Consider the following 20,033-nt stretch of genomic DNA (forward strand, 5'->3'; position numbering starts at 1 on the left):
GAAACTTTCAAGTAAAAACTCCCAGGGATTTTAATTAAAAATACAATAAATTTTATGTAATTATACTTAGCAATATCCACGACATCATTTTTATTAATTGTCCCAAGCAAATCAATTTAGAGACGCGAAACTACACGTCTCGATCATTCCCAGATATGAAAAACCACTATGATCAGAAATTTATTACTTAGCAAGCAATATTTAGCAACTAAAAAAATTTCTTTTAATCGTTGTAGAACATCACTAGGGAACTTGGCTGTTTCACTGTGCGCTCTGGGTCTGTGGATACAACCTGTTCAGGCGGAAGGTAGCCGTACACTGTATCCCAGTGGTGCTACGGGTAATCGAGCTAACCTAGAGTGGCGTACTGATTTATGGGGGGGACTAATTAAGCGACGAACCATCCTAAAGGTCTACGCCGAAAAAGACGAATACATTCTTTTAGGCTCTAGTGCTGTCAGAGTGAATAATGGCGATATTGTCGTTTTTCAACCAGGAAACAATGTCACTGGTAGTATTGGGAGCGAAACTATTCCCTCAACACCAGATTTTAAATGTTCTACTCAAACAGGACAGGGTTTTATCTCATCTCGTACCCAGGAATTAGCAGGCCCGAAATCGATTTCTGGTACAGGTAATACAACTGGATATACGCCCTGCTACTACCAAGCACCATCCACCGGAATATACGACATCATATTTTACGGCCCCGTGGGAGATAACATATCCAATAATGCTCCTACTGGTCAGATTAACTTGAGCAGTGGCAGTAATTTTAACGCTAGTCAGGGAAGCACTGTTGCTGCATGGGATGTCACTGTACGCAGTAGTGACCAAAACTCTACAACAGACATAAACGCCAGATTATTTACTTACTATCTTGCTTTATTTACGGGTGGTAACGGCAGAACTCTCAATTTCCCAGTCTATCCAGTCACTACAGATGGCTACCGCTACAAAATAGAACTGAGAGGTACAGATCCAGATGGGTTTTTACTTTATGGTAATCAAATAGGATTTTATGATAGTGATGGGAAAACGCCACTTTATCACAATATTCTTGCACAAGAGAGTGTACTGACAACGAGAGAAGGTGGTACTAACTTATCTCGTCCTCAATTCCCTACATTTTTTAATCAGTTATCAAATGATACGGTACTTTCATATCTTGATCGCTACCGAGCCGATGGCACATTTGATGGTACTGGTATTCCTGCCATCCCAACCGACCCCAGCGTAGATAGTTTAAGCTTTACAGGTACACTGGCAGGAAATACCAGTTCTCTAGGCACAGGTGGTACTTTCTCTTTTAATACCAACGTACCGGGTAACTACGAAATCATTATCAGTCGGGACGGGGTAAATTTTGACCCTACTAACAGTCAAAACCGTGTACTGAGGGGGGTAATGATTAGCTCTGGTTCACAGTCTGTTACTTGGAACGGTAAAGATAATAGCGGGGATAATTTTCCTATAGGTACTGGCTATCAAGCCCAAGTGAAAATTCATGGAGGTGAATATCATTTTCCCTTACTAGATGCAGAGAATAATTTTTCTGGTGGCCCTACTCTTAGGCTGTTAAATCCACCTGGGCCTCTTCGTTTGGGCAGTTTGACCCAAGCATTTTATGACGACCGAGGATATACCACTGTTGGTGGTACAAATGTTGGTATACCAGGTACAGTACTCTGTGGTATTAATCCACCAAACCCAGCTTTTAGTAATCCTATTTCTGGGTTTGACAGTACAAACAATGATAGAAAATTTGGTCAGTCGGGGAACGCTGGTAATGCTGGAAGCAAATGTAACGGTTCTTTTGGGGATACTAAGGGACTTGATTTGTGGACATATTTTCCTAGTAATGCTGCAAACGCTCAATTAACTATTGTTGACTTTGGTGCAACTATCTCAGGTACTTTATATCAAGATAGCGATCGCGGGGATGATTTTGATACTGGCGAACCAACTTTACCTGCTGGGATTAATGTCAAACTACTCAAAGCCAGTGATAACTCTGTTGTCACTGTAACTAGCACAAAAGCAGATGGAACTTACAGCTTTACTGGTGTGGTAGATGGTAGTTATAAAATTCAAGTTGATACGGCCAATAGCAACATTCCTGTAGGATTTTCTTTGGGTACACCTAATGACCTAGCAGTTACTGTTTCTGGAAGCGCAATCACCAATCAAAACTTTGGCTTTGATGTTTATCAAGTCTCGCCTCAAGCCGGTAAAATTATTATTAATGAAGTGTTATATAACGAAACAGGATCAGGTAGCAGTGCTAGTACAAACGATGAGTTTATCGAACTTTATAATGCTTCCTCTTCAACTGTTGATTTAAGTGGTTTCAAATTAGCAGATGGTAATCTCATTGTTAATAGTGTTGAGACTACAGCAAATAGCTTTAATTACACATTTCCCAATGGGACAACTTTAAAACCAGGAGAATACGCCGTTATTTGGATAGGTTCTCAAAACTCCAACACTCAAGCTTCAGATGCAGCGTTTCAAGATTGGCTAGGGGTTTCAACTCGACTGACTAACGGCGGTGATGATGTCTGGTTGTACGATAGCCAGAATCAAATTATTGATTATGTTGCTTATGGTTCTGGTAATGCAATTAGCACACCTCCGCCTAGTTCTCTTAATCTTTGGGACAGTACTTATCAATCAAACATTGATAATGCTGCTGATGCTCAATCGATTAGCTTAACCAGAAATGGTAATGATACCAACACCAGTGCTTGTTGGGAAAGAACAATTAGCACCGATGCCAGCAGCAGATGTCCTAGTTATCTACCAACTAGAGATACGGATAATGTGGGTACTAGAGTCACCAGCGTCGGTGTTAATAATAATGGTAGTCCCAAGATAGTTTTAGTAAAACGCATTACCCGCATTAATAGTACCGATTTAAACGATAGTGTAGATGGTGCGGGTACTGATGATAATGATTCTAAGTGGCCGAGTGGTTATTTGCGAGGCAAGATCAGTGCTACTGATGTCAAGCCAGGAGATGAGGTAGAGTACACTATTTATTTCCTCTCTAACGGTAGTGGTAGTGCTACTAATGTGAAATTCTGTGATTTAGTTCCAGGGAATACTACTTTTATTTCTACAGCATTTAATGGTTTATCTCCTAATGATGGTGTTTCAGGCGGAAACCAAGGTATTGCAATGGCTGTTGGTTCTACTACACCAACTGTTTATTTTAGTAATGCCGCAGATTCAGATCGAGGAGCCTTTTACACAGCGAATGATTCATCTACGCCTACAAGTTGTGGAAGTAATACGAATGGGGCTGTAGTAGTGAATGTTACAAATTCTAGTCTAACAAGCTTACCTGCGGCGACTGGACAAGGTACACCGACTAATTCTTATGGTTTTATTAGGTTCCGTGCCAAGATAAACTGACAGAATTTATACAGAAAGTTTATCTGTAGTAACTGGGTATCAGGGTGTAAGGGTGTAGGTGTTCAAAATTCTTACACTCATTCTTACAGCAGATTATACCATTTTGGATTTTAGATTTTGGATTTTGGATTGGGAAATTGCTTACTGGTGAGCTTTTCAGTAACCCATTTGTCGCAATCATTTTTCAAATTGGTATTAGATGTTTATGAGGTACAGCAACTGATTGAAAAAAGTAATGAGTCAGAAATTTACTTATTACTCACTACTTATTACTCACTACTTATTACTCACTACTTATTACTCATTACTTAATACTCATGGTGTACCTCACCTACTTCACAAGTGCTGTAGCAGACAACTTTTGTGTTTAAGTCCTATACTCTATTGTGTGTTAAGTAGAGTATGTCAGCAGTTTTTACAGGGTATGACAGAACCAATTAAGATTCTTTTACAAACCACAATTCCCCCTACTGAAAATGACTGGAGCATTTTTAGATTCTCAATGCTCCGGGATTATTTAGCATCTATTCAAGATGAGGCGGGTAATTTTTTATTTACAGTTGTAGCACGCGATCGCATTTCCGATGCAGAAGGCAATGATCCCATTTTAGGGAGTCTTGACCAATCTGATTTTGATGAACTTTGGTTATTTGCTTTAGATGTTGGTGATGGTTTAACAGCCAAAGATATTGCTGGAATTAACGCTTTTCGCCGACGCGGAGGCGGGGTTTTAACTACACGCGATCATCAAGATATGGGCTGTTCTATGTGCGATTTAATTGATATTGGCGAGATTCATTATTTCAACAGCAAAAATCCCGACCCTGATCAATCTCGTTGGTGTCGAGATGACCCATATACAATTTATATTTCATGGCCCAATTATCATTCAGGGGCGAATGGCGACTATCAAAAAATTACTGTTGTTGAACCAATTCACGAACTATTAAAAAACCCCAATTCACCATCAGGCAAGATTGAATTTTTCCCCGCCCATCCCCACGAAGGCGGTATTGGTATACCTCCTAGTCATTCTCAGGCGCAGGTAATTGCTTTAGGAAAAAGCTTAGTTACAGGTCGTGATTTTAATTTAATTGTGGCAGTTGATCATTACCAAGATGCACAAGGTAATAACTTAGGACGTACAGTAGCTACTTCCAGTTTTCATCATTTTGTGGATTATAACTGGGATATTACCAAAGGCTGTCCTAGTTTTGTTGATGAACCGCCTGGAGATGGGATGAAAAAAGAGCCACAGGCTGTAGAAGATATTAAAACTTATGTTCGTAATCTTGCCTTGTGGCTGGCAAAAAAAGTCTGATGTCTGAAGTCTAAAGTCTGAAATGAAGAAATTTTGGCGTTGCATAAATGCGGCATGGATTAAGCCTTTTTATCAAGGTTAACTATCCATTTTTCGCGCCTTTGAGCCTTTGCGCGAAACAAAAAACATGCCTCTAATCAGCAACGCCGAAATTTTTATAGTCAGGCTTTTAGCAATTTAGTGAGAATGAAGTATGAAGTATGGTGTATGAAATTTCATACTTCACACTTCACACTTCATACTTCTAATTACGCTTCATCTAAAGCCGCGATACCGGGAAGAACTTTGCCTTCGAGTAATTCTAAGCTTGCGCCGCCACCGGTAGAAATATGGCTCATTTGATCAGCCAAACCTACTTTTTCCACAGCTGCAACAGAGTCACCACCACCGATAATGGTAGTTGTACCTGTTTTGCTGATATCTGCAAGAGTACGTGCGATCGCTTCTGTACCGACAGCAAATTTATCAAACTCAAACACACCCATAGGCCCGTTCCAAATTACAGTCTTGCAATCAGCCAAAGCTTCTTGGAAGACTTTCACAGAGTCAGGGCCAATATCCAAGCCCATACCATCAGCAGGGATATTCTCAATGCTGACGGTGGTTGCATTGGCATCGGGAGCAAATTTATCAGCCGAGACAATATCTGTAGGTAGCAAGAAGGTAACGCCTTTTTCCTTAGCTGCTGCTTCCAAAGATTTTGCTAGTTCCAGCTTGTCTTCTTCTACCAGAGACTTGCCAACATTCAAACCACGGGCTTTGTAGAAGGTGAAAATCATCCCACCGCCAATGATTAGCTTGTCGCACTTCTCTAGGAGAGTTTCGATTACGCCAATTTTGCTAGATACCTTGGAACCACCAACAATTGCAGCCAAAGGACGTTGGGGATTTTCAATTGCATTTTGTAGATATTGCAATTCCTTCTCCACCAAATATCCAGCCACAGAAGGACTCAGGAATTGAGTCACCCCTTCAGTAGAAGCATGGGCGCGGTGTGCAGTACCAAAAGCATCATTTACATAAAAGTCAGCATTCGCGGCTAGTTTTTTCGCAAATTCTGGATCGTTTTTCTCTTCTTCTTTGTAAAAGCGGACATTTTCTAGTAAAAGCACTTGCCCATTTTGCAAAGCGCCAACTGCTTGAGCAACTTCATCACCGATAGAGTCATCAGTCTTGACAACTTCTTGACCCAACAACTCAGACAAACGCTTGGCCACTGGTGTTAAACGCAGTTTGTCGTCTACGCCTTTGGGACGACCAAAATGGCTGACCAGAATTACCTTAGCACCCTTGTTTGTTAAATCTTGGATGGTTGGCAGCGCAGCGCGGATACGAGTATCATCGGTAATGTTACCTTGATCATCAACAGGCACATTAAAGTCCACCCGCACTAAGGCACGTTTACCAGAAATATCAGCCGCCGATAAACTTGCTAAACTTTTTTTGGACACAGCCAAACCCTCCTGATTGCCTTTTTGTTATCGTTTTGAAAGTATAACCATCAAGATTTTACCGGAGTCTGGGGTGCGGAGGAGAGATATGTTTAAGACAGTATTATTTCCAATCGATCAAAGTCGGGAAGCACGAGAAGCTGCTGATGTAGTGGCTAATGTTGTGCAGAAGTACGGTAGCCGCTTGGTTTTGCTATCTGTGGTTGAGGAAACCGCCACAGAGACACAAGCACCAAGTCCTGATCCGATGGTGTCGCCAGAGGTAGTTGCCAAACTGCTAGAAAATGCCCAAGCTTTATTCTTACAGCAAGGTATTCAGTCTGAAATTCTAGAAAGACAGGGAAAACCAGCTTTTACTATTTGTGATGTGGCTGATGAAATCGGTGCGGATTTAATTATTATGGGCTGTCGGGGACTGGGCTTAACGGATGAAGGTGCAACTGATAGTGTGACAACAAGAGTAATTAATCTTTCTCCTTGTCCAGTGTTGATTGTGCCTTAGTTGAGTGCGATCGCTGCGATGACCATCATATCAAAGTGCGATCGCCTCACATATCCCCCTTGCCAGACCACAAGAATCTGTGTTACCAAAATAAATAGGCAAAATATTAACAATCATCCCGTTGTTTTCCCCATAGTTCTGGGAAAATAACCCCTAAAAATACTTGAGATGCGGCTGCTGAACCCATGTCTCTGCAATCAATTTAAAACTAGGGTCTTTTTCAGACTCTCATGGAGTTTTCATGCAGCCCAAAAATCTTCAACGCCTCCTGCGTGCTTTAGCACGACAAGGTTTGAATGTCAATTATTTTAATGGTGTTTATTCTGTTCGTTTAACTAATTCTCCTGATGCACCAGTAGCTGAAGTCTTATTACCAGAAGGCTTTCCCATTGAAGCTAAAGCCCTGAAGCAACTAGCTAATTTAGCAAATGTGCGTCATCCCAATGGCGGATGCGTTTGTCGTGCCTGTGCCACACCTGATTTTCATCCTGGTGATGCGGGTATTGCCATTGGTTCTGTAGTTGAAACGGTTGGTCAAGTCATCCCTGATGCTGTCGGTTCTGACATTAACTGTGGAATGCGGTTACACGTTGCCGATTTGACCATTGACAAATTTCTTGCTCAACGGGACTCCTTTGTAGAACGGATGAAGGGGGATTATTTCTTTGGTACAAGAGATGTCACCATGACCGCCCACACCATGAAAGCATTATTTCAGTATGGTGTTCTTGGTTGGTTAGATACCATGTTTGATCAGCCGACGGGTAGTTTTGTCAAATCAGACTTGGAGCAGATTTCCCAGGAAAGCGAATCTATATTTTTAGGTGGTGCAATGGAGGGCGACTGGAAGTTAGCACCAGAAGAATTAATTCCTGATACTGGACTGGTAAGGGATGGAGGACTGGCAACGATTGGTTCTGGCAACCATTTTGTTGAAGTACAACAAGTGGAAAAAATCGAAAATCGCTCCCTGGCTTATGCTTGGGGAATCAGAGAAGGACAATTAGCCTTTATGATTCACTCTGGTTCACGCAATGTCGGTAAGTACATTGGGGGAATGTGGCGAGACCGAACGAAAGCAACTTGGCCGAAAGGTCTCAAGTATCCAGAATCCCAGATTTTTCCTTTATCAGTGCATTCCCATCCAGAATTAGTTGCTAGTTATCTCCAAGCTGAAGCGACGGCTGCTAATTATGGCTTTATCAATCGCCTATTATTAGCAGAACTGCTACGTCTGCGGTTGCGAGAAGTTTATGGTGATGTGGAAGCACCTTTAGTTTACGACTTACCCCACAATATCACCTTAGCTGAAGGTAAAGGATGGGTAACGCGCAAAGGTGCTTGTCCCGCCCATTCAGGACAACCTGTGATTATTCCCGGTTCAATGGGGGCTGACTCTTATCTGATGGTGGGCAAAGGCAATGCAGCTTTTTGTAATTCAGCTTCGCATGGCGCTGGTAGAATTCGGAGTCGATTTGATTTGAGTCGCCAAGGTGCATCTCAAACTGAGTCAGAACTGGGCTTAACCGGAGTAGACTGTATTACCTTGCGTGCAGAACGGCGAATTGAAGAAGCACCAGCAGCTTATAAGCCAATTCAGTCGGTGATTGATGTACAGGTAGAAGCGCAAATGGTAGATGTCGTAGCCAGATTAAGTCCGGTGTTGACATTTAAAGCGTAAGTGCGATCGCCTAATTCTATAGCCTCTTTCCACTTCGGGAAGAGGTTATAAAAATAAGTTGCACATCGAGTTCATCAAGCAAAGTTTTATCTTTCTATTTCAGCTACACTCAAACCTGTTAAATTAGCTACTTGTTCTACTGTCATCCCAGTCTCAAGTAAGTTACGTGCAGTTTGTAATAGCTGAGATTCTGCCTTCTCGGCTCGTTGACGTTCTTTTTCTTCAGGAGTGGGTAATAATTCTCCAGCCAAACTTGCCCAGCGTAACCAAATAGCATCAATACCTTTATAATTTCCTTGCCACAATTGCAAGGCTAAACCTAAAAATTGACTCACTAACTGGTTTTGAGCGTTGGTTTCGATGGGTTGATAAACACCTTTTTCGTTAGAAAAACCAGCTAAATCATCGGGGTGAAAAGGGTCGTACCAAAAATATTCCGGGACACGCATTTGATTTTGATAAATCAGTTTTTTCTCATTTTTGTCAGCTATGGCTGTACTGTCAGAAAGTAACTCAATTACTAAATCTGGGGCTTTCCCTTCTTCCCAAACTACCCAACTGCGACGTTCACCCTTTGGAACTCCCAACACAACAAAAAAGTCCGGCCCTTTAAAATCTTTGTTTCGTACCTGTGCCAGACTGTAATAAACAAACATATTTCCGCCCACAAACCCATCATCCCGTTGTTCCAACCAAGGAATTAAAGCATCTATGAGTAAATCCATTTGGGCTTTATGGCGGGCGCTTTCCATTGGTACACCATCATCATAGGGAAGTTCTGCTTGGGTAGGCGGAATTTGAATATCTGGTGCAGCTAGAGTGGTGTCTGACATAGCTTTTCACCGATGAGTAATGGTTGCGGGTATTTTTATATTAATAGGACTTACGCAGTGAGATGAAAAATCAAGGGTTTGGGGAGAGGTGAAGGGAAAACATCAATTCAAAAGTCAAAAGTTAAAAGTCAAAAATTCTCTGACTTTTGGATTTTGACTTCCGGGGTGTATCTAAAACCCTTAAATCCCATATCCTTGCACCCAATCTCCACAGAAAACCTTTGTACGTAAGTCCTATAAAACTAACTTTGACACTGGGGACAAAAATGACTAGAACGGCCAGCTAATCGAATTCGCTGAATCACGTTGTGACAAACTCGGCAAGGTTCCCCAGTGCGATTGTAAACCCAGGCGACACCACCATAGTTACCGTTGATCCCCTTGACGTTGAGGAAGTTACTAAAGGTTGTACCGCCAGCCGCAATACTAGTTTCTAAGACTTCAATGATGACTTTGCGTAACTGTTCAATTTGCTGGGGTTGCAAATCTGTACACAAGGTTTCTGGTAACACGCCACATTTAAATAACGCTTCATCAGCATAGATGTTACCTAATCCGGCGACGACAGATTGATCTAATAATGCGGTTTTAATCGGACGGCGGCGGTTTTTGAGTTTAGCAGCCAGATACTCAACGGTGAATTCTGGTGCAAATGGGTCGGCTGCTAATTTAGCTAAACCAGTCATGACAATTTCTATCGGCATTTTTGGGGGAACCCACCACATTTGACCGAAGGTGCGTTGGTCAACAAAGCGCAATTCCTGTTGATCCCCAAAAAATAGTCTGACTCTTGTGTGTTTGTGCAGTGGTTCATCACGGTGCAGCCATAATAATTGACCAGTCATCCGCAGATGTACCCCAAGGTAGCCAGCACCAGGAGATAATTCAGCGAGAAGATATTTCCCCCGACGATGCCAAGTCATAATGGCACGACCTTGGATTCCTTGAATAAACTCATCAACAGAAAACGGGTAGGCGATGGTGCGATTGAGCAACACATCTCCACCCGTAATGTTTTGATTCAGGGTCAATTGATTAAGACCCCGGCGGACTGTTTCAACTTCAGGCAGTTCAGGCATTGGAACTGATAAGTAAGCAAATTATTTAGGGATCATCGAAAAGGATCAGGGACATAATCCCTTGCCTATTCCGGTTGGGAAAGATGAGAGGAAGTACTGTACGCACTTAGGGGTAAATATCTATTGTCTCGAACAGAAACCGTAAATACCCGCAGGGCAGTTGCTCTGACTTAGAGTAGGCTGAGAGGAAGCATGAGAGAACTGAAACTTTAGGCTTCATTCTACATACTTAAAGCTTCCCTTCATCATCCCATTAAAGAATCCCCTTTGAGCTTTGCTACTTATTTTTTAGCTTTAGCCGGAGGTGCTACTTCGATTAGTTCATCTAAGGCAAAGTTATTGGTGTTGATACCAGAGTAGTTTACCTTCTCAAAACGGACGATTACTGGGTATTTAATGCCGCTTTGATCGATAGAAGCCACGGTGCCGACATCTTGGAACCAGTAGGATTCTGGGCGGAGAATACGTACTTTAGAACCACGTTGAACCATGATTATCTTCCCTTTTAGTTATCAATTGCCGATATATAGGGCTATTTGATTTCACTCTACAACCTGAAGGTCGCTGCTAGAGGGTTTGTTAAGTTATTTATCTGATTTCATGGGGCAGGGGGCAGTGGGTTCGACCTCGCGGTAATCGAGCGAAGTCGAGATTCACCCACCAGGCAGGAGGCTAAAGGATAAAATTTCATACTTTAGACTTCACACTTCATACTTTTTTGCCTGATATCTTCCTGACGTTAGGTTCTCAGAAAAATCCTGATACCTAGAATGGGGGTCAGACCCTCCTTGACAAAGCGCACATGATGAAATAACTTCGTTCTCGTTCTCCAAAACACACAAAAGGAAAACTTTATGTTCGAGTTAAAACAAATACGCTACCCTCGTTACCCCTGCCAATGCGGAGATCATCATCTATATAAGTGATGTCTAACCAGCCTTGTTGGTTTTCGCTGTTAATTGGAACATCTATTCCCGAAAACTTTTTACCTGATTCAATTTGGTGAATAAAATTCTCTGGTGAAGTGTAGCCAATTAAACGTTGCAAACCTACAATAGAACGATTAAATTTTACTTGGACGCGACGACCGGAAACTGGCTCAAATTTAGCTGCTACGCTGACCAATCCTTCAAGATAAGGTAAGCCGTAAATTTCAGCGATGTTGTAAACACTGGTAGTTTCTACCCGAATACACTGATAAATTTGACCAAGTTTACAAAAAGGTAAACGATCTAGGTTTAAAAGCGCCTTACTAGTGGTATAAAGTAATTGCCAATCGCCATTGAGCAAGTTACTTGCTTCTAATGGGCGTGGTGTTGGGTTAAAGTCTTCTAAATTAGCGATCGCAGCTAAGATAGCTTGTTTTTGTGGCTCAGTAGCCAGTAAACCACGATTGGTTGGTGCGATCGCATTGATTAAAGCCGCCTTGCCCATCATTGTTTATTACCCCAAATCAAAAATGTGTAAAATTCATCCACCTTAAGTCGAATTATTGTTGCCCTATGTATCAAGCTCTCAAAAGTTTTAAGAATTTATTCCTATCTGTCCTACCACTATTAAATAAAATATTTTTGCTAACTTACGGATTTCAGCAGGCAAGACTTGAATCAATAAATAACTAAATTATTACGTTTCAAGTGATAGACTGCTTAATGTCTAGTTACATTAACATTTTGTTTCTTCGTCGATATGTTGAATTCTCCCTTACGTGAAGAACCCCGCAACCAACGCGCAGCCGTAATTCCATTAAAACAAGAATCCTCCCTCTTAGATTGGCTGCAATCTCATGGCCGTTTAATAGCGCGTGATGTGCATGAACCTGATTTTTCCGAAGAAGAAAACGAAGAAATTTCAGATTTTCTCGGTGGAGAAGATGGCATTGGTGACTATCTTGATGATGATGATGACGATATAGCTATTGACGAAGATTAGCCTGCTGGCTAGGGACTTGGTGATAGCTTTCGTCCCTGTAATTAAATTTTGTAGTGTGGAGTGAAGGGAACATCCTGTGGACGCTAAATTGTCTCCTAACCAAGGATTAAACATTTTTTCTGGTATCGGTCTCGCTTCTGCCTTAGCCACTGGGCTGGGTTTAGCAGCAGTAACTTGTGATTTGATGGGCAATAGATTGCCTTGGCAAAACACATCACTCACGATGCCTTTATTGTTGTGTGCGGTGATTTCGGCTGCTGTGGGTTATGTGGTAGTACCTCTACTACAAGCACTCAAAACTGGACAAATTATCCGCGAAGATGGCCCACAAGCCCATCTCAAAAAAGCAGGCACACCAACAATGGGCGGGATATTCTTCATCCCGGTAGCAGCGATCGTTGCCTGTATAATGTCTAATTTTGCCACAGAAGTTATTGCTGTCTCCGCATTAACCCTGAGCTATGGCTTTATTGGTTGGATTGATGACTGGCAAATTCTCCGCCGTAAGTCCAACAAGGGGATTTCTCCCAAAATGAAATTAGCTTTGCAAATTGGGTTTGCAGTGCTGTTTTGTATATGGTTAATCTTTAATCAGCCTTCTAATATTACAAATATTGCTTTGCCTTGGGTGAGCTTTGCACTACCTTTAGGTTTCCTGTTTTGGCCGTTGGCAGGGTTTGTGCTAGTAGCAGAGAGTAATGCAACTAATTTAACTGATGGAATTGATGGTTTAGCAGGTGGAACTGTGGCGATCGCACTTTTGGCTTTAGGTGCTGTAGTCGCCCCAACTTCCCCAGGATTGATGGTTTTCTGTGCGGCTTTAAGTGGTAGTTGCTTAGGTTTCTTGGCACATAACCGCAACCCAGCCCGCGTATTTATGGGTGATACTGGTTCTCTGGCGTTAGGTGGTGCGTTAGCTGCTGTGGCGCTGTTAACCAACAGCTTGGTAGCATTATTTATCCTCAGTGGGATCTTCTTTGTTGAAACCTTGTCTGTAATGGCGCAAGTAGCTTATTACAAAGCGACTAAAGGCCCAGATGGCAAAGGTAAACGCTTGTTAAGAATGGCTCCTTTACATCATCATTTAGAGTTGGGTGGCTGGTCAGAATTACAAGTTGTGGCTGTATTTTATGTGATAGCTGCAATGTTAGCTGTAATTTGTTTAGCGATCGCACCTTTCTAAATTTATTTAAAAAACTGATTTAAAAAAAGAACCCTCGAAATTTCGAGGGTTCTTTTTTTATAGCGAAGGAGGACAAGGAGGACAAGGGAGACAAGGATAACAGCGTTTTTCACTCCAATAAAATACATTCATCTAGTCTCTAGCCTCTAGCCTCTATCACCTGTCACCTGTTACCTAACAGAAAAAGCTTCGCTAAATCGCCGAGTTACAGGTTCGATCAGGAAAGTTAAAATTGATTTTTTGCGCGTGACAATTTCTCCTGTAGCTACCATACCGGGTGTAAATACTACTTCTTTACCCCGTACATTTAGGGAATGTTTATTCATTTGAATTCTGGTGGGGAAAACCAAACCTAAGTCCTTATCAACCACGGCATTGGGACTAACTTGTACGACTGTGCCATCAATAGTGCCGAATTCCTGGAAAGGGAAAGTAGCCATTTTAACCTTTGCTTTCATTCCTGGACGAATAAAGCCAATATCACGGTTGAGGACTTTCACCTCTAGTTCTAATTCTTCGCCATCTGGCAAGATTGACAGTAATTCTTCCCCTGATTGTACGGGGCCTTTAGTCGCCTTAATTCTGTAGATTGTCCCAGCCACAGGTGCTTTGATGGTTTCTCCATCTTGTTGCTTTTTCGCCTGGGCTAATTGACCAGAGACGGTGGTTAATTCTTCTTTGCGCTTGTTCATTTGAGTCAAAATTTCGCTTTGACGCTCAGATGTGACACGTTGTGCTTGATTACGCGCCCCTTGAAAAGCTTCTTCGGCTTGACGGACTTCTTGGACTTGGGCTGCAATGTCTTTTTCGAGGGAGACAACGCGATCCTGTGCTTCTGAGACTCTGTTACTCGCGTTGGTTACTTCATCTTCTGATCTGGTGACATCTGTGGTAGCACGATTTAATCGTTCTTGCGCTTCTAAGTAATCAACTCTAGGGACAGCACCAGGAGTAATCAAGGTGCGGAGTTTGGTTTCTCGATTTTTGGCAATTGTTAATGCTTCTTTGACTGTGGCGCGGATATTTTGAGCATTAGCAAGATTAGCTTTAGAGTTAACTAATGCAGTTTTGGCAGTTTCTAAATTTTCTCGCAATCTTGTTAGGCGGACTTTTGCTTGGTCGAGGAGGGCGCGTTGGCGGTTGGCTTCGGCTTCGGCGGTGGCTTGACGTGCTTGATAATCGCGCAGACGTGCTATTAACAGTTCATCTTGCAATTTCTCACCAGTGCTTTGACCGCCGATGCGTTCTACATCCAAACGCTCTAAGTCATCTTTAATCAACTGGCTAGATTCTGTCAGGCGGTTTACGTCTGTTTTTTGGAAATCGGGGTCGCGTTGAATTAATACTTGATTTTTGGTGACGCGATCGCCTTCTTTCACCTTCACTGCTAAAATCATCCCATTCCCCAGCGATGTCAAAGGTCTGACTTGGGTGGAAGCAATTAATTCCCCTTGAGCGATGGCTACTTCATCAATTTCCGAGAAATTCGCCCAGGCGATCGTGCCGAATAACGCTAAACTAATGGTTCCGGCTAATAATCTAGTATAAAGCGGGGGCAATTCTTGAACTGCCTTACCTAACTCATAAGACAATTGATCCTCTGGCTTGGCGAATCGCTGTTTTGTTTGACGCGCTTGAGCAGCATTGGCAAATAGGGGAGAAGTCATAAGATTTTTAAATTTAATTAGGAGGGGCTAGGGGCTAGGGACTAGAGGCTAGGGGCTTGGAGTTAGGGTTTAGGAATTGAGGACTTGGGGAGGAACTAAGGATCGCATTAAACTAAGCTCTAACCTGTAACCTCTAACCTCTAACCTCTAACCTCCACCCCCTGATTCAAACTGCTAAATAGCGTCGTAAAAAATTTTCCAAAGTTTCCAACTGAAAATTGAAAATCTTCTCTAAATTAGCTATTTCATCTTTTTTACAGAAAAATTCATTAGATAGCAATGTCCGATAAGTCCCCAAGGCTGTTTGCGCTTGCGGACTGAACAAACCAATAATATGTCTTAAGCCATCCACTAAGAAAACTGGTGGGTTGATGACTATCGGTTCTTTATTAAAAATTCGACCAAAAATTTGCGGAATATCTTCCCGTTGCAAAATTTCTGGCCCCCCAACTGGCAATATTTGGTTATGCGCCTGTGTAAGTTTGACAGAATCAACTATCATTTTTGCTAAATCATCTGTACTCACAACTGAGCTACGGTTTTTGCGATCGCCAATTAGTAAATACAATCCTGTTTCTCGAAACTGTTCTGCCAGTGGCAGCAAATTAGATGCTAGTCCAGATGGACGTAAAATTGTGTAATTTAAGCCACTATCTACCAAATATCTTTCGACTGCGCGTTTAGCTTTAAACACAGGCGCATCTTCATAGCCGCGATCTACTCCCAACACAGACACAAACACAAAATGCTGAACTTGGTTAGCTTTTGCTTGGTCAATTAGTTCTATGTTGGCGCGATAGTCTAGTGAGAGAGCATCACCATCAGAACCATGAGTGCTGATAATATATGTGACACCTTGAGTTGCTTTTTCTATATCTCTAGTTTGGCGCAAGTCACCAATAAAAATTTCTGCGCCCCGATGTTCTAACTCACTATAATGTGAGGTCAGCCGCACAAACGCCCTGACTGATTGTTCTTGTTGGCGTAGCAGTCGCACAACACGACGACCAATTCCCCCCGTTGCTCCTGTTACTAAAAACATATAAATACCTAAAAATTAATATACTTAGAGAATATTGGGAAAGTATTTAGGACTTACGCATCAAAACGAAAAATCAAGGGTTGTGGCGAGGGTTCAAGGGTATAGGGGTGTACTTATTCAAAATCCTTACACCGTTCGGCTGACGCTCACGGCAAAGCCCCAAACCCTTTCACCCTTACACCCAATCTCCACAGATAATCTTTGTGCGTAAGTCCTGGTTAAATATCCTAGCTTTTTTGCCATCATTCTCCAGCGACAAAAAACCACCCTGAATGTAGCACTTCTCAATCATTCTCCTCAACTTCCAAGAAGTTGAGAATCTGAATCTCTAGATTGTTTGGCTGCTAAACTAGAGAATCTCCACCTGATTGATTAAGAGTTAACCGTAAAACTGACAGACCTAAAATTATTAAAAATAATATTAATCCAATTGTACAAGCATAGCTAATGTCTAAATTACTAAAAGCTTGTTCATATAAATAATAAACAATGGTTTTAGAACTATTGAGTGGCCCGCCTTGAGTCATGATATATACTTCTTCAAAAACTTTTGTGGCGGAAATAGCTGAAATTACTGCTACTAAAGCTAAATAAGGTCTCATTAAAGGTATCGTAATATCCCAATGTTTTTTAATACCATCTGAACCATCAATAGCGGCGGCTTCATAAACATCAGCCGGGATTGATTGTAACCCAGCTAAATAAATTACCATGTAGTAGCCCAAGCCTTTCCACATAGTTACAGCCATCACACTGGCTAGAGAAATTGGTAAAATCCCCAAAATTTTATCTGGACTAGTTAACCAAGGAATTCCTTCGGGGAAAATTCCTAAAGTTTTGAGTAACTGATTCAGTAAACCGTTTTCGGCGTATAACCATTTCCAGGCGATACCTGCAACTACCATTGAAATTACTACTGGTGTATAATATGCGGCTCTAAACCAACTAACACCCCGCAGTTTTTGATTGACTAAAATTGCTAAACCCAGGGGAGTAATTACGAGAATGGGAACTACACCCACTAGATAAAGAAAGGTGTTTTCTAAAGTTTTCCAAAACACTGCGTCTTTCCACAACCGCAGAAAATTCCCAAAACCTATCCATTGTGGTGGCTGAGAAATATCTTCGTAGCTGGTGAAACTGAGGTAAAAGGCTTGTAATGCAGGCCAAAAGACAGTTAACCCCAAAAGTACTAACGCTGGTAGCAAAAACAAGTATGGTGTAAGTTTTTGTTGGATGAGAATCCAATTTTTAGATGTCAGTTGACTCATAACTGTGTGAGTTCGACAGCAAGGCTAACTCATATTACACGAACAGATGCAGTTAGAGAGCGATCGCACGATCTTCGATTTGGGAATTGCTGTCTCAATCATTTTTTAGTTTATCTCAGTATTTCTTAGCTGTTCTCTGTATCAATCACTTAAATTTATTAATTTAAAAAATAATAATATTTGTATTTATCAGAGTAACAGCATAAATTAAATTCATCAACAAAAACACAGACAGCAATCACCCAGAGAGGTAAATCATGAAGCCAGTAGTTAATCAAAAATTGGCAACACAACAAATTACAACTGAAGAATTAACTCCCGGTCAACGCCTTGCAGATAAACTCGCATCTCATGTAGGTTCTTGGAAATTTCTGATTTGTCAAAGCACAGTTTTAGCCGGATGGGTTGGTTTAAACTTAGCACCAGGAGTTCCTCACTGGGATGAGTCACCATTCATTCTGCTGAACTTGGTGTTTTCTTTCGCTTCAGCTTACACTGCACCAATTGTATTAATGAGTCAAAACCGCCAGTCTGATACTGACCGAAGAAACGCCGACATTGACCATCAGGTAAACTTACGCGCCGGACAAAATATTGAACTACTCCATGAAAAACTGGATAAATTGCATACACAACAAATTGCTGAGTTGACTGAAATCGTGAAAGAACAGCAACAAATGTTGCGGGAAATGAAAGTACATTTAAGTGTTTCCAAGGAGGTTAAAGATAATCGCGTTACTTTAGCACCAGGACTCGTTGTACAAATTAACGAAAAATTTCCGAAAACAGCACCTTTTACTCCAGTTAGTAAACAGGACAAGTTCGTTGATGATCATACCAAAGTTATTGATCAATACATTCGTCGATAACAATGAATGACCTAAAATTTCATTTTTTCAACAGAGTGAGAGTCTAAATTTTAAATATCTTGAGCCAGTTCCAGACTAAAATCTTGACTCTTCCACTCTTCAGTTACAATCAGCCTTCGCAGCCTTTTTATCTTCAGTTACTTATTGAGATAAATTCATTTGGGATGCTACATCTCTACACTTACTTAAAGTAGTTAATTCCCAAAATATGCAGAAATCAATGTGCAGATCAAGGAGAGATAGACATGAATGGAATTATTAACAGTATTCCCACTGGTATCACAGCTTTTACCGCTACAAATTTGGATGATTTAGTTATCCTGACGCTGTTATTCTCGCAAGTGAATGCAAGTTTCCGTTGTCGACACATTGTGATTGGTCAATATCTAGGTTTTAGTACATTAGTAATTGCTAGTTTAGTTGGTTTTTTAGGAGGTTTAATTCTACCTTCTGAGTGGATGGGTTTTCTTGGTTTTGCACCCATTGTTATTGGCTTACATCGTCTATTGAATCCAGATCAAGATTCATCTGAAACAACCGCATCAGAACCAGAATTAACTAAATCTTCTCCCTTAACTAACTGGTTATCTCCCCAAGCTTTTAGTGTTGCTGCTATTACTATTGCGAATGGTAGTGATAATGTCAGCATTTATATGCCATTGTTTGCTAATGCAGATTTCTCTAGTTTACTAGTGATTATTGCAGTCTTTTTATCGCTTGTTGGTGTTTGGTGCTACGGCACATATAAACTTACCTGCCAACCTGCTATCTGTAATTTAATTTCGCAATATGGTAACAACATTGTTCCCTTTGTGTTGATTGGTTTAGGTGTGTTTATCGTTTTAGATAGTGCTTCATTACCTCCCATTGCGTTAGTTGTTAGCTGTTTAGTTTTAACAGGCTTAGTCAAACTATATGGCATCAATGCACAAGTAGAAACATCTAGTGATGTTGACTGGAGAATATAGTTAGCAATTATGGTTCAGCCAGCAAAGCAATTGATCATCTTTTGAAATTGAAAGAAAATCCTGCGGATTCCTAATGTAGCTTTGTTGGTAAAACCCCAGACTTCTAGTCTGAGGGGTTTATTTATAGAATTTGTTTTATTTAAAAAAATTAGGTAATAACCCAGGTGCTAACCAGACTGCATATCCCAGAAATGCAAAGAAAGAAGTAATTAAAGCAGTAATAATATAACCAATACAAATCAATAAGCCATCAGCTTCGAGAGTCGCAATTGCTAATAGTAATATGCCAATAGTCGGAATCGGATTTGTTAAAGGTAATGGTAGCATTAGCAATATTGTTAACCAAGAAATACATAACCCATTCAGTCGCCAAGTTAAGGGATTACTGGCGATGCGCTTTAAGCGTGGACGGGTAATTTTTTCGACTATTTTTGTGAGACGTTGGAGATTTTTTAAGATAAGTTGGGCAAATGGACGCGGAAATTGATATCTGGCGATTTGTTTTGGTAGCCAAGGCGATCGCCTGCCAAAAACCATCTGTATAGAAACCAGCAAGCAAGCAGCACCAAAAGGCCCAGCTAACCCTGGAGGCATGGGAAACAAAAAAGGTAAAACTAATAAAGCTATTATCAGGCTAAACCCTCGTTCCGCAGTCTCTGCCAAAATATCACCTAAAGTTAAGTGGTGATTAGATAAGCGTTGTAGCAAGGATTTAATTTCTTGCGAAAATCTTAGAGGCATTTGGCGCGAGTTAGAGTGAATTGTCACAAGACCCAGCTTTTTTTAGTATATCGAATGTAAATTTAAATATCGGGGA

At 41.2% G+C, this 20,033-nt stretch carries 17 protein-coding genes; 8 read left to right on the plus strand and 9 right to left on the minus strand.

All coding sequences use genetic code 11. The features are described 5' to 3' along the window. Nucleotides 1-168: 168 nt before the first annotated feature. Together H6G28_RS17530 and H6G28_RS17535 are read left to right on the plus strand one after the other, a co-directional pair. Nucleotides 169-3,417 (plus strand): lamin tail domain-containing protein, encoded by a 3,249-nt coding sequence (locus H6G28_RS17530; protein WP_190672684.1) that lies wholly within the window; start codon nucleotides 169-171, stop codon nucleotides 3,415-3,417. Between the two features lie 424 nt (nucleotides 3,418-3,841). Further along, a complete protein-coding gene (locus tag H6G28_RS17535) occupies nucleotides 3,842-4,738 on the plus strand; it encodes a hypothetical protein (RefSeq protein WP_190672687.1) in 897 nt (298 codons plus the stop codon). Nucleotides 4,739-4,986: 248 nt separating this feature from the next. Here H6G28_RS17535 and H6G28_RS17540 read toward each other — a convergent pair whose 3' ends face one another. Beyond that, nucleotides 4,987-6,189, minus strand: a complete 1,203-nt coding sequence (locus H6G28_RS17540; RefSeq protein WP_190593589.1) for a phosphoglycerate kinase — start codon at nucleotides 6,187-6,189, stop codon at nucleotides 4,987-4,989. Nucleotides 6,190-6,277: 88 nt separating this feature from the next. On the opposite strand from H6G28_RS17540, the gene H6G28_RS17545 reads away from it, so the two are divergent. Both H6G28_RS17545 and H6G28_RS17550 read left to right on the plus strand, forming a co-directional pair. Further along, nucleotides 6,278-6,691, plus strand: a complete 414-nt coding sequence (locus tag H6G28_RS17545; protein WP_190593591.1) for a universal stress protein — start codon at nucleotides 6,278-6,280, stop codon at nucleotides 6,689-6,691. Nucleotides 6,692-6,932: 241 nt separating this feature from the next. After that, a complete protein-coding gene (locus H6G28_RS17550) occupies nucleotides 6,933-8,372 on the plus strand; it encodes an RtcB family protein (RefSeq protein WP_190672690.1) in 1,440 nt (479 codons plus the stop codon). Between the two features lie 86 nt (nucleotides 8,373-8,458). Here the strand turns inward: H6G28_RS17550 and H6G28_RS17555 are convergent, their stop codons facing one another. From H6G28_RS17555 to H6G28_RS17570, 4 genes are all read right to left on the minus strand, one after another. Beyond that, entirely contained in the window at nucleotides 8,459-9,205 is a 747-nt protein-coding gene (locus H6G28_RS17555) for a Uma2 family endonuclease (RefSeq protein WP_190672694.1), read from the minus strand. A 242-nt stretch (nucleotides 9,206-9,447) separates the two neighbouring features. Next, nucleotides 9,448-10,284, minus strand: a complete 837-nt coding sequence (locus H6G28_RS17560) for a DNA-formamidopyrimidine glycosylase (protein ID WP_190672697.1) — start codon at nucleotides 10,282-10,284, stop codon at nucleotides 9,448-9,450. A gap of 281 nt (nucleotides 10,285-10,565) precedes the next feature. Beyond that, entirely contained in the window at nucleotides 10,566-10,775 is a 210-nt protein-coding gene (locus tag H6G28_RS17565) for a photosystem I reaction center subunit IV (RefSeq protein ID WP_190593599.1), read from the minus strand. 361 nt (nucleotides 10,776-11,136) lie between these two features. Further along, nucleotides 11,137-11,721: a PAP/fibrillin family protein gene (locus tag H6G28_RS17570; protein WP_190672699.1), complete on the minus strand. Its 585-nt coding sequence runs from the start codon at nucleotides 11,719-11,721 to the stop codon at nucleotides 11,137-11,139. A 252-nt stretch (nucleotides 11,722-11,973) separates the two neighbouring features. On the opposite strand from H6G28_RS17570, the gene H6G28_RS17575 reads away from it, so the two are divergent. Both H6G28_RS17575 and mraY read left to right on the plus strand, forming a co-directional pair. Beyond that, nucleotides 11,974-12,216 carry a DUF3134 domain-containing protein gene (locus H6G28_RS17575; RefSeq protein ID WP_190593603.1) on the plus strand — a complete coding sequence of 81 codons (243 nt, stop codon included), beginning with the start codon at nucleotides 11,974-11,976 and terminating at the stop codon, nucleotides 12,214-12,216. Nucleotides 12,217-12,292: 76 nt separating this feature from the next. Further along, on the plus strand, nucleotides 12,293-13,399 hold the full coding sequence (gene mraY, locus H6G28_RS17580; protein WP_190593605.1) for a phospho-N-acetylmuramoyl-pentapeptide-transferase: 1,107 nt from the start codon (nucleotides 12,293-12,295) through the stop codon (nucleotides 13,397-13,399). A gap of 170 nt (nucleotides 13,400-13,569) precedes the next feature. Here mraY and H6G28_RS17585 read toward each other — a convergent pair whose 3' ends face one another. The 3 genes from H6G28_RS17585 to H6G28_RS17595 form a co-directional block, all read right to left on the minus strand. Further along, on the minus strand, nucleotides 13,570-15,066 hold the full coding sequence (locus H6G28_RS17585; RefSeq protein ID WP_190672702.1) for a beta-barrel domain-containing protein: 1,497 nt from the start codon (nucleotides 15,064-15,066) through the stop codon (nucleotides 13,570-13,572). 166 nt (nucleotides 15,067-15,232) lie between these two features. Continuing rightward, the gene (locus tag H6G28_RS17590; RefSeq protein ID WP_190672705.1) at nucleotides 15,233-16,108 is read right to left on the minus strand and encodes an SDR family oxidoreductase; all 876 of its coding nucleotides are present in this window, start codon (nucleotides 16,106-16,108) and stop codon (nucleotides 15,233-15,235) included. A gap of 344 nt (nucleotides 16,109-16,452) precedes the next feature. After that, on the minus strand, nucleotides 16,453-17,379 hold the full coding sequence (locus H6G28_RS17595; protein ID WP_190593611.1) for a carbohydrate ABC transporter permease: 927 nt from the start codon (nucleotides 17,377-17,379) through the stop codon (nucleotides 16,453-16,455). Nucleotides 17,380-17,636: 257 nt separating this feature from the next. Here H6G28_RS17595 and H6G28_RS17600 point away from each other — a divergent pair, with 257 nt between their 5' ends. Both H6G28_RS17600 and H6G28_RS17605 read left to right on the plus strand, forming a co-directional pair. Then, entirely contained in the window at nucleotides 17,637-18,248 is a 612-nt protein-coding gene (locus H6G28_RS17600; protein ID WP_190593613.1) for a DUF1003 domain-containing protein, read from the plus strand. A gap of 245 nt (nucleotides 18,249-18,493) precedes the next feature. Continuing rightward, nucleotides 18,494-19,216 carry a cadmium resistance transporter gene (locus H6G28_RS17605; protein WP_190593615.1) on the plus strand — a complete coding sequence of 241 codons (723 nt, stop codon included), beginning with the start codon at nucleotides 18,494-18,496 and terminating at the stop codon, nucleotides 19,214-19,216. A gap of 135 nt (nucleotides 19,217-19,351) precedes the next feature. On the opposite strand, the gene H6G28_RS17610 is transcribed toward H6G28_RS17605, so the two are convergent. After that, a complete protein-coding gene (locus H6G28_RS17610) occupies nucleotides 19,352-19,957 on the minus strand; it encodes an exopolysaccharide biosynthesis protein (RefSeq protein WP_190593637.1) in 606 nt (201 codons plus the stop codon). Nucleotides 19,958-20,033 lie beyond the last annotated feature (76 nt).

It is taken from the genome of Nostoc sp. FACHB-190 (assembly GCF_014696905.1).
Taxonomy (GTDB): Bacteria; Cyanobacteriota; Cyanobacteriia; order Cyanobacteriales; family Nostocaceae; genus Nostoc_B.

Excerpts from the sequence above, each read along its gene's own strand:
- H6G28_RS17530 (WP_190672684.1), top strand. The coding sequence starts at position 169 with ATGATCAGAAATTTATTACTTAGCAAGCAATATTTAGCAACTAAAAAA.
- H6G28_RS17535 (WP_190672687.1), top strand. The coding sequence starts at position 3,842 with ATGACAGAACCAATTAAGATTCTTTTACAAACCACAATTCCCCCTACT.
- H6G28_RS17545 (WP_190593591.1), top strand. The coding sequence starts at position 6,278 with ATGTTTAAGACAGTATTATTTCCAATCGATCAAAGTCGGGAAGCACGA.
- H6G28_RS17550 (WP_190672690.1), top strand. The coding sequence starts at position 6,933 with ATGCAGCCCAAAAATCTTCAACGCCTCCTGCGTGCTTTAGCACGACAA.
- H6G28_RS17555 (WP_190672694.1), bottom strand. The coding sequence starts at position 9,205 with ATGTCAGACACCACTCTAGCTGCACCAGATATTCAAATTCCGCCTACC.
- H6G28_RS17560 (WP_190672697.1), bottom strand. The coding sequence starts at position 10,284 with ATGCCTGAACTGCCTGAAGTTGAAACAGTCCGCCGGGGTCTTAATCAA.
- H6G28_RS17565 (WP_190593599.1), bottom strand. The coding sequence starts at position 10,775 with ATGGTTCAACGTGGTTCTAAAGTACGTATTCTCCGCCCAGAATCCTAC.
- H6G28_RS17570 (WP_190672699.1), bottom strand. The coding sequence starts at position 11,721 with ATGATGGGCAAGGCGGCTTTAATCAATGCGATCGCACCAACCAATCGT.
- H6G28_RS17575 (WP_190593603.1), top strand. The coding sequence starts at position 11,974 with ATGTTGAATTCTCCCTTACGTGAAGAACCCCGCAACCAACGCGCAGCC.
- H6G28_RS17585 (WP_190672702.1), bottom strand. The coding sequence starts at position 15,066 with ATGACTTCTCCCCTATTTGCCAATGCTGCTCAAGCGCGTCAAACAAAA.
- H6G28_RS17590 (WP_190672705.1), bottom strand. The coding sequence starts at position 16,108 with ATGTTTTTAGTAACAGGAGCAACGGGGGGAATTGGTCGTCGTGTTGTG.
- H6G28_RS17595 (WP_190593611.1), bottom strand. The coding sequence starts at position 17,379 with ATGAGTCAACTGACATCTAAAAATTGGATTCTCATCCAACAAAAACTT.
- H6G28_RS17600 (WP_190593613.1), top strand. The coding sequence starts at position 17,637 with ATGAAGCCAGTAGTTAATCAAAAATTGGCAACACAACAAATTACAACT.
- H6G28_RS17605 (WP_190593615.1), top strand. The coding sequence starts at position 18,494 with ATGAATGGAATTATTAACAGTATTCCCACTGGTATCACAGCTTTTACC.
- H6G28_RS17610 (WP_190593637.1), bottom strand. The coding sequence starts at position 19,957 with ATGCCTCTAAGATTTTCGCAAGAAATTAAATCCTTGCTACAACGCTTA.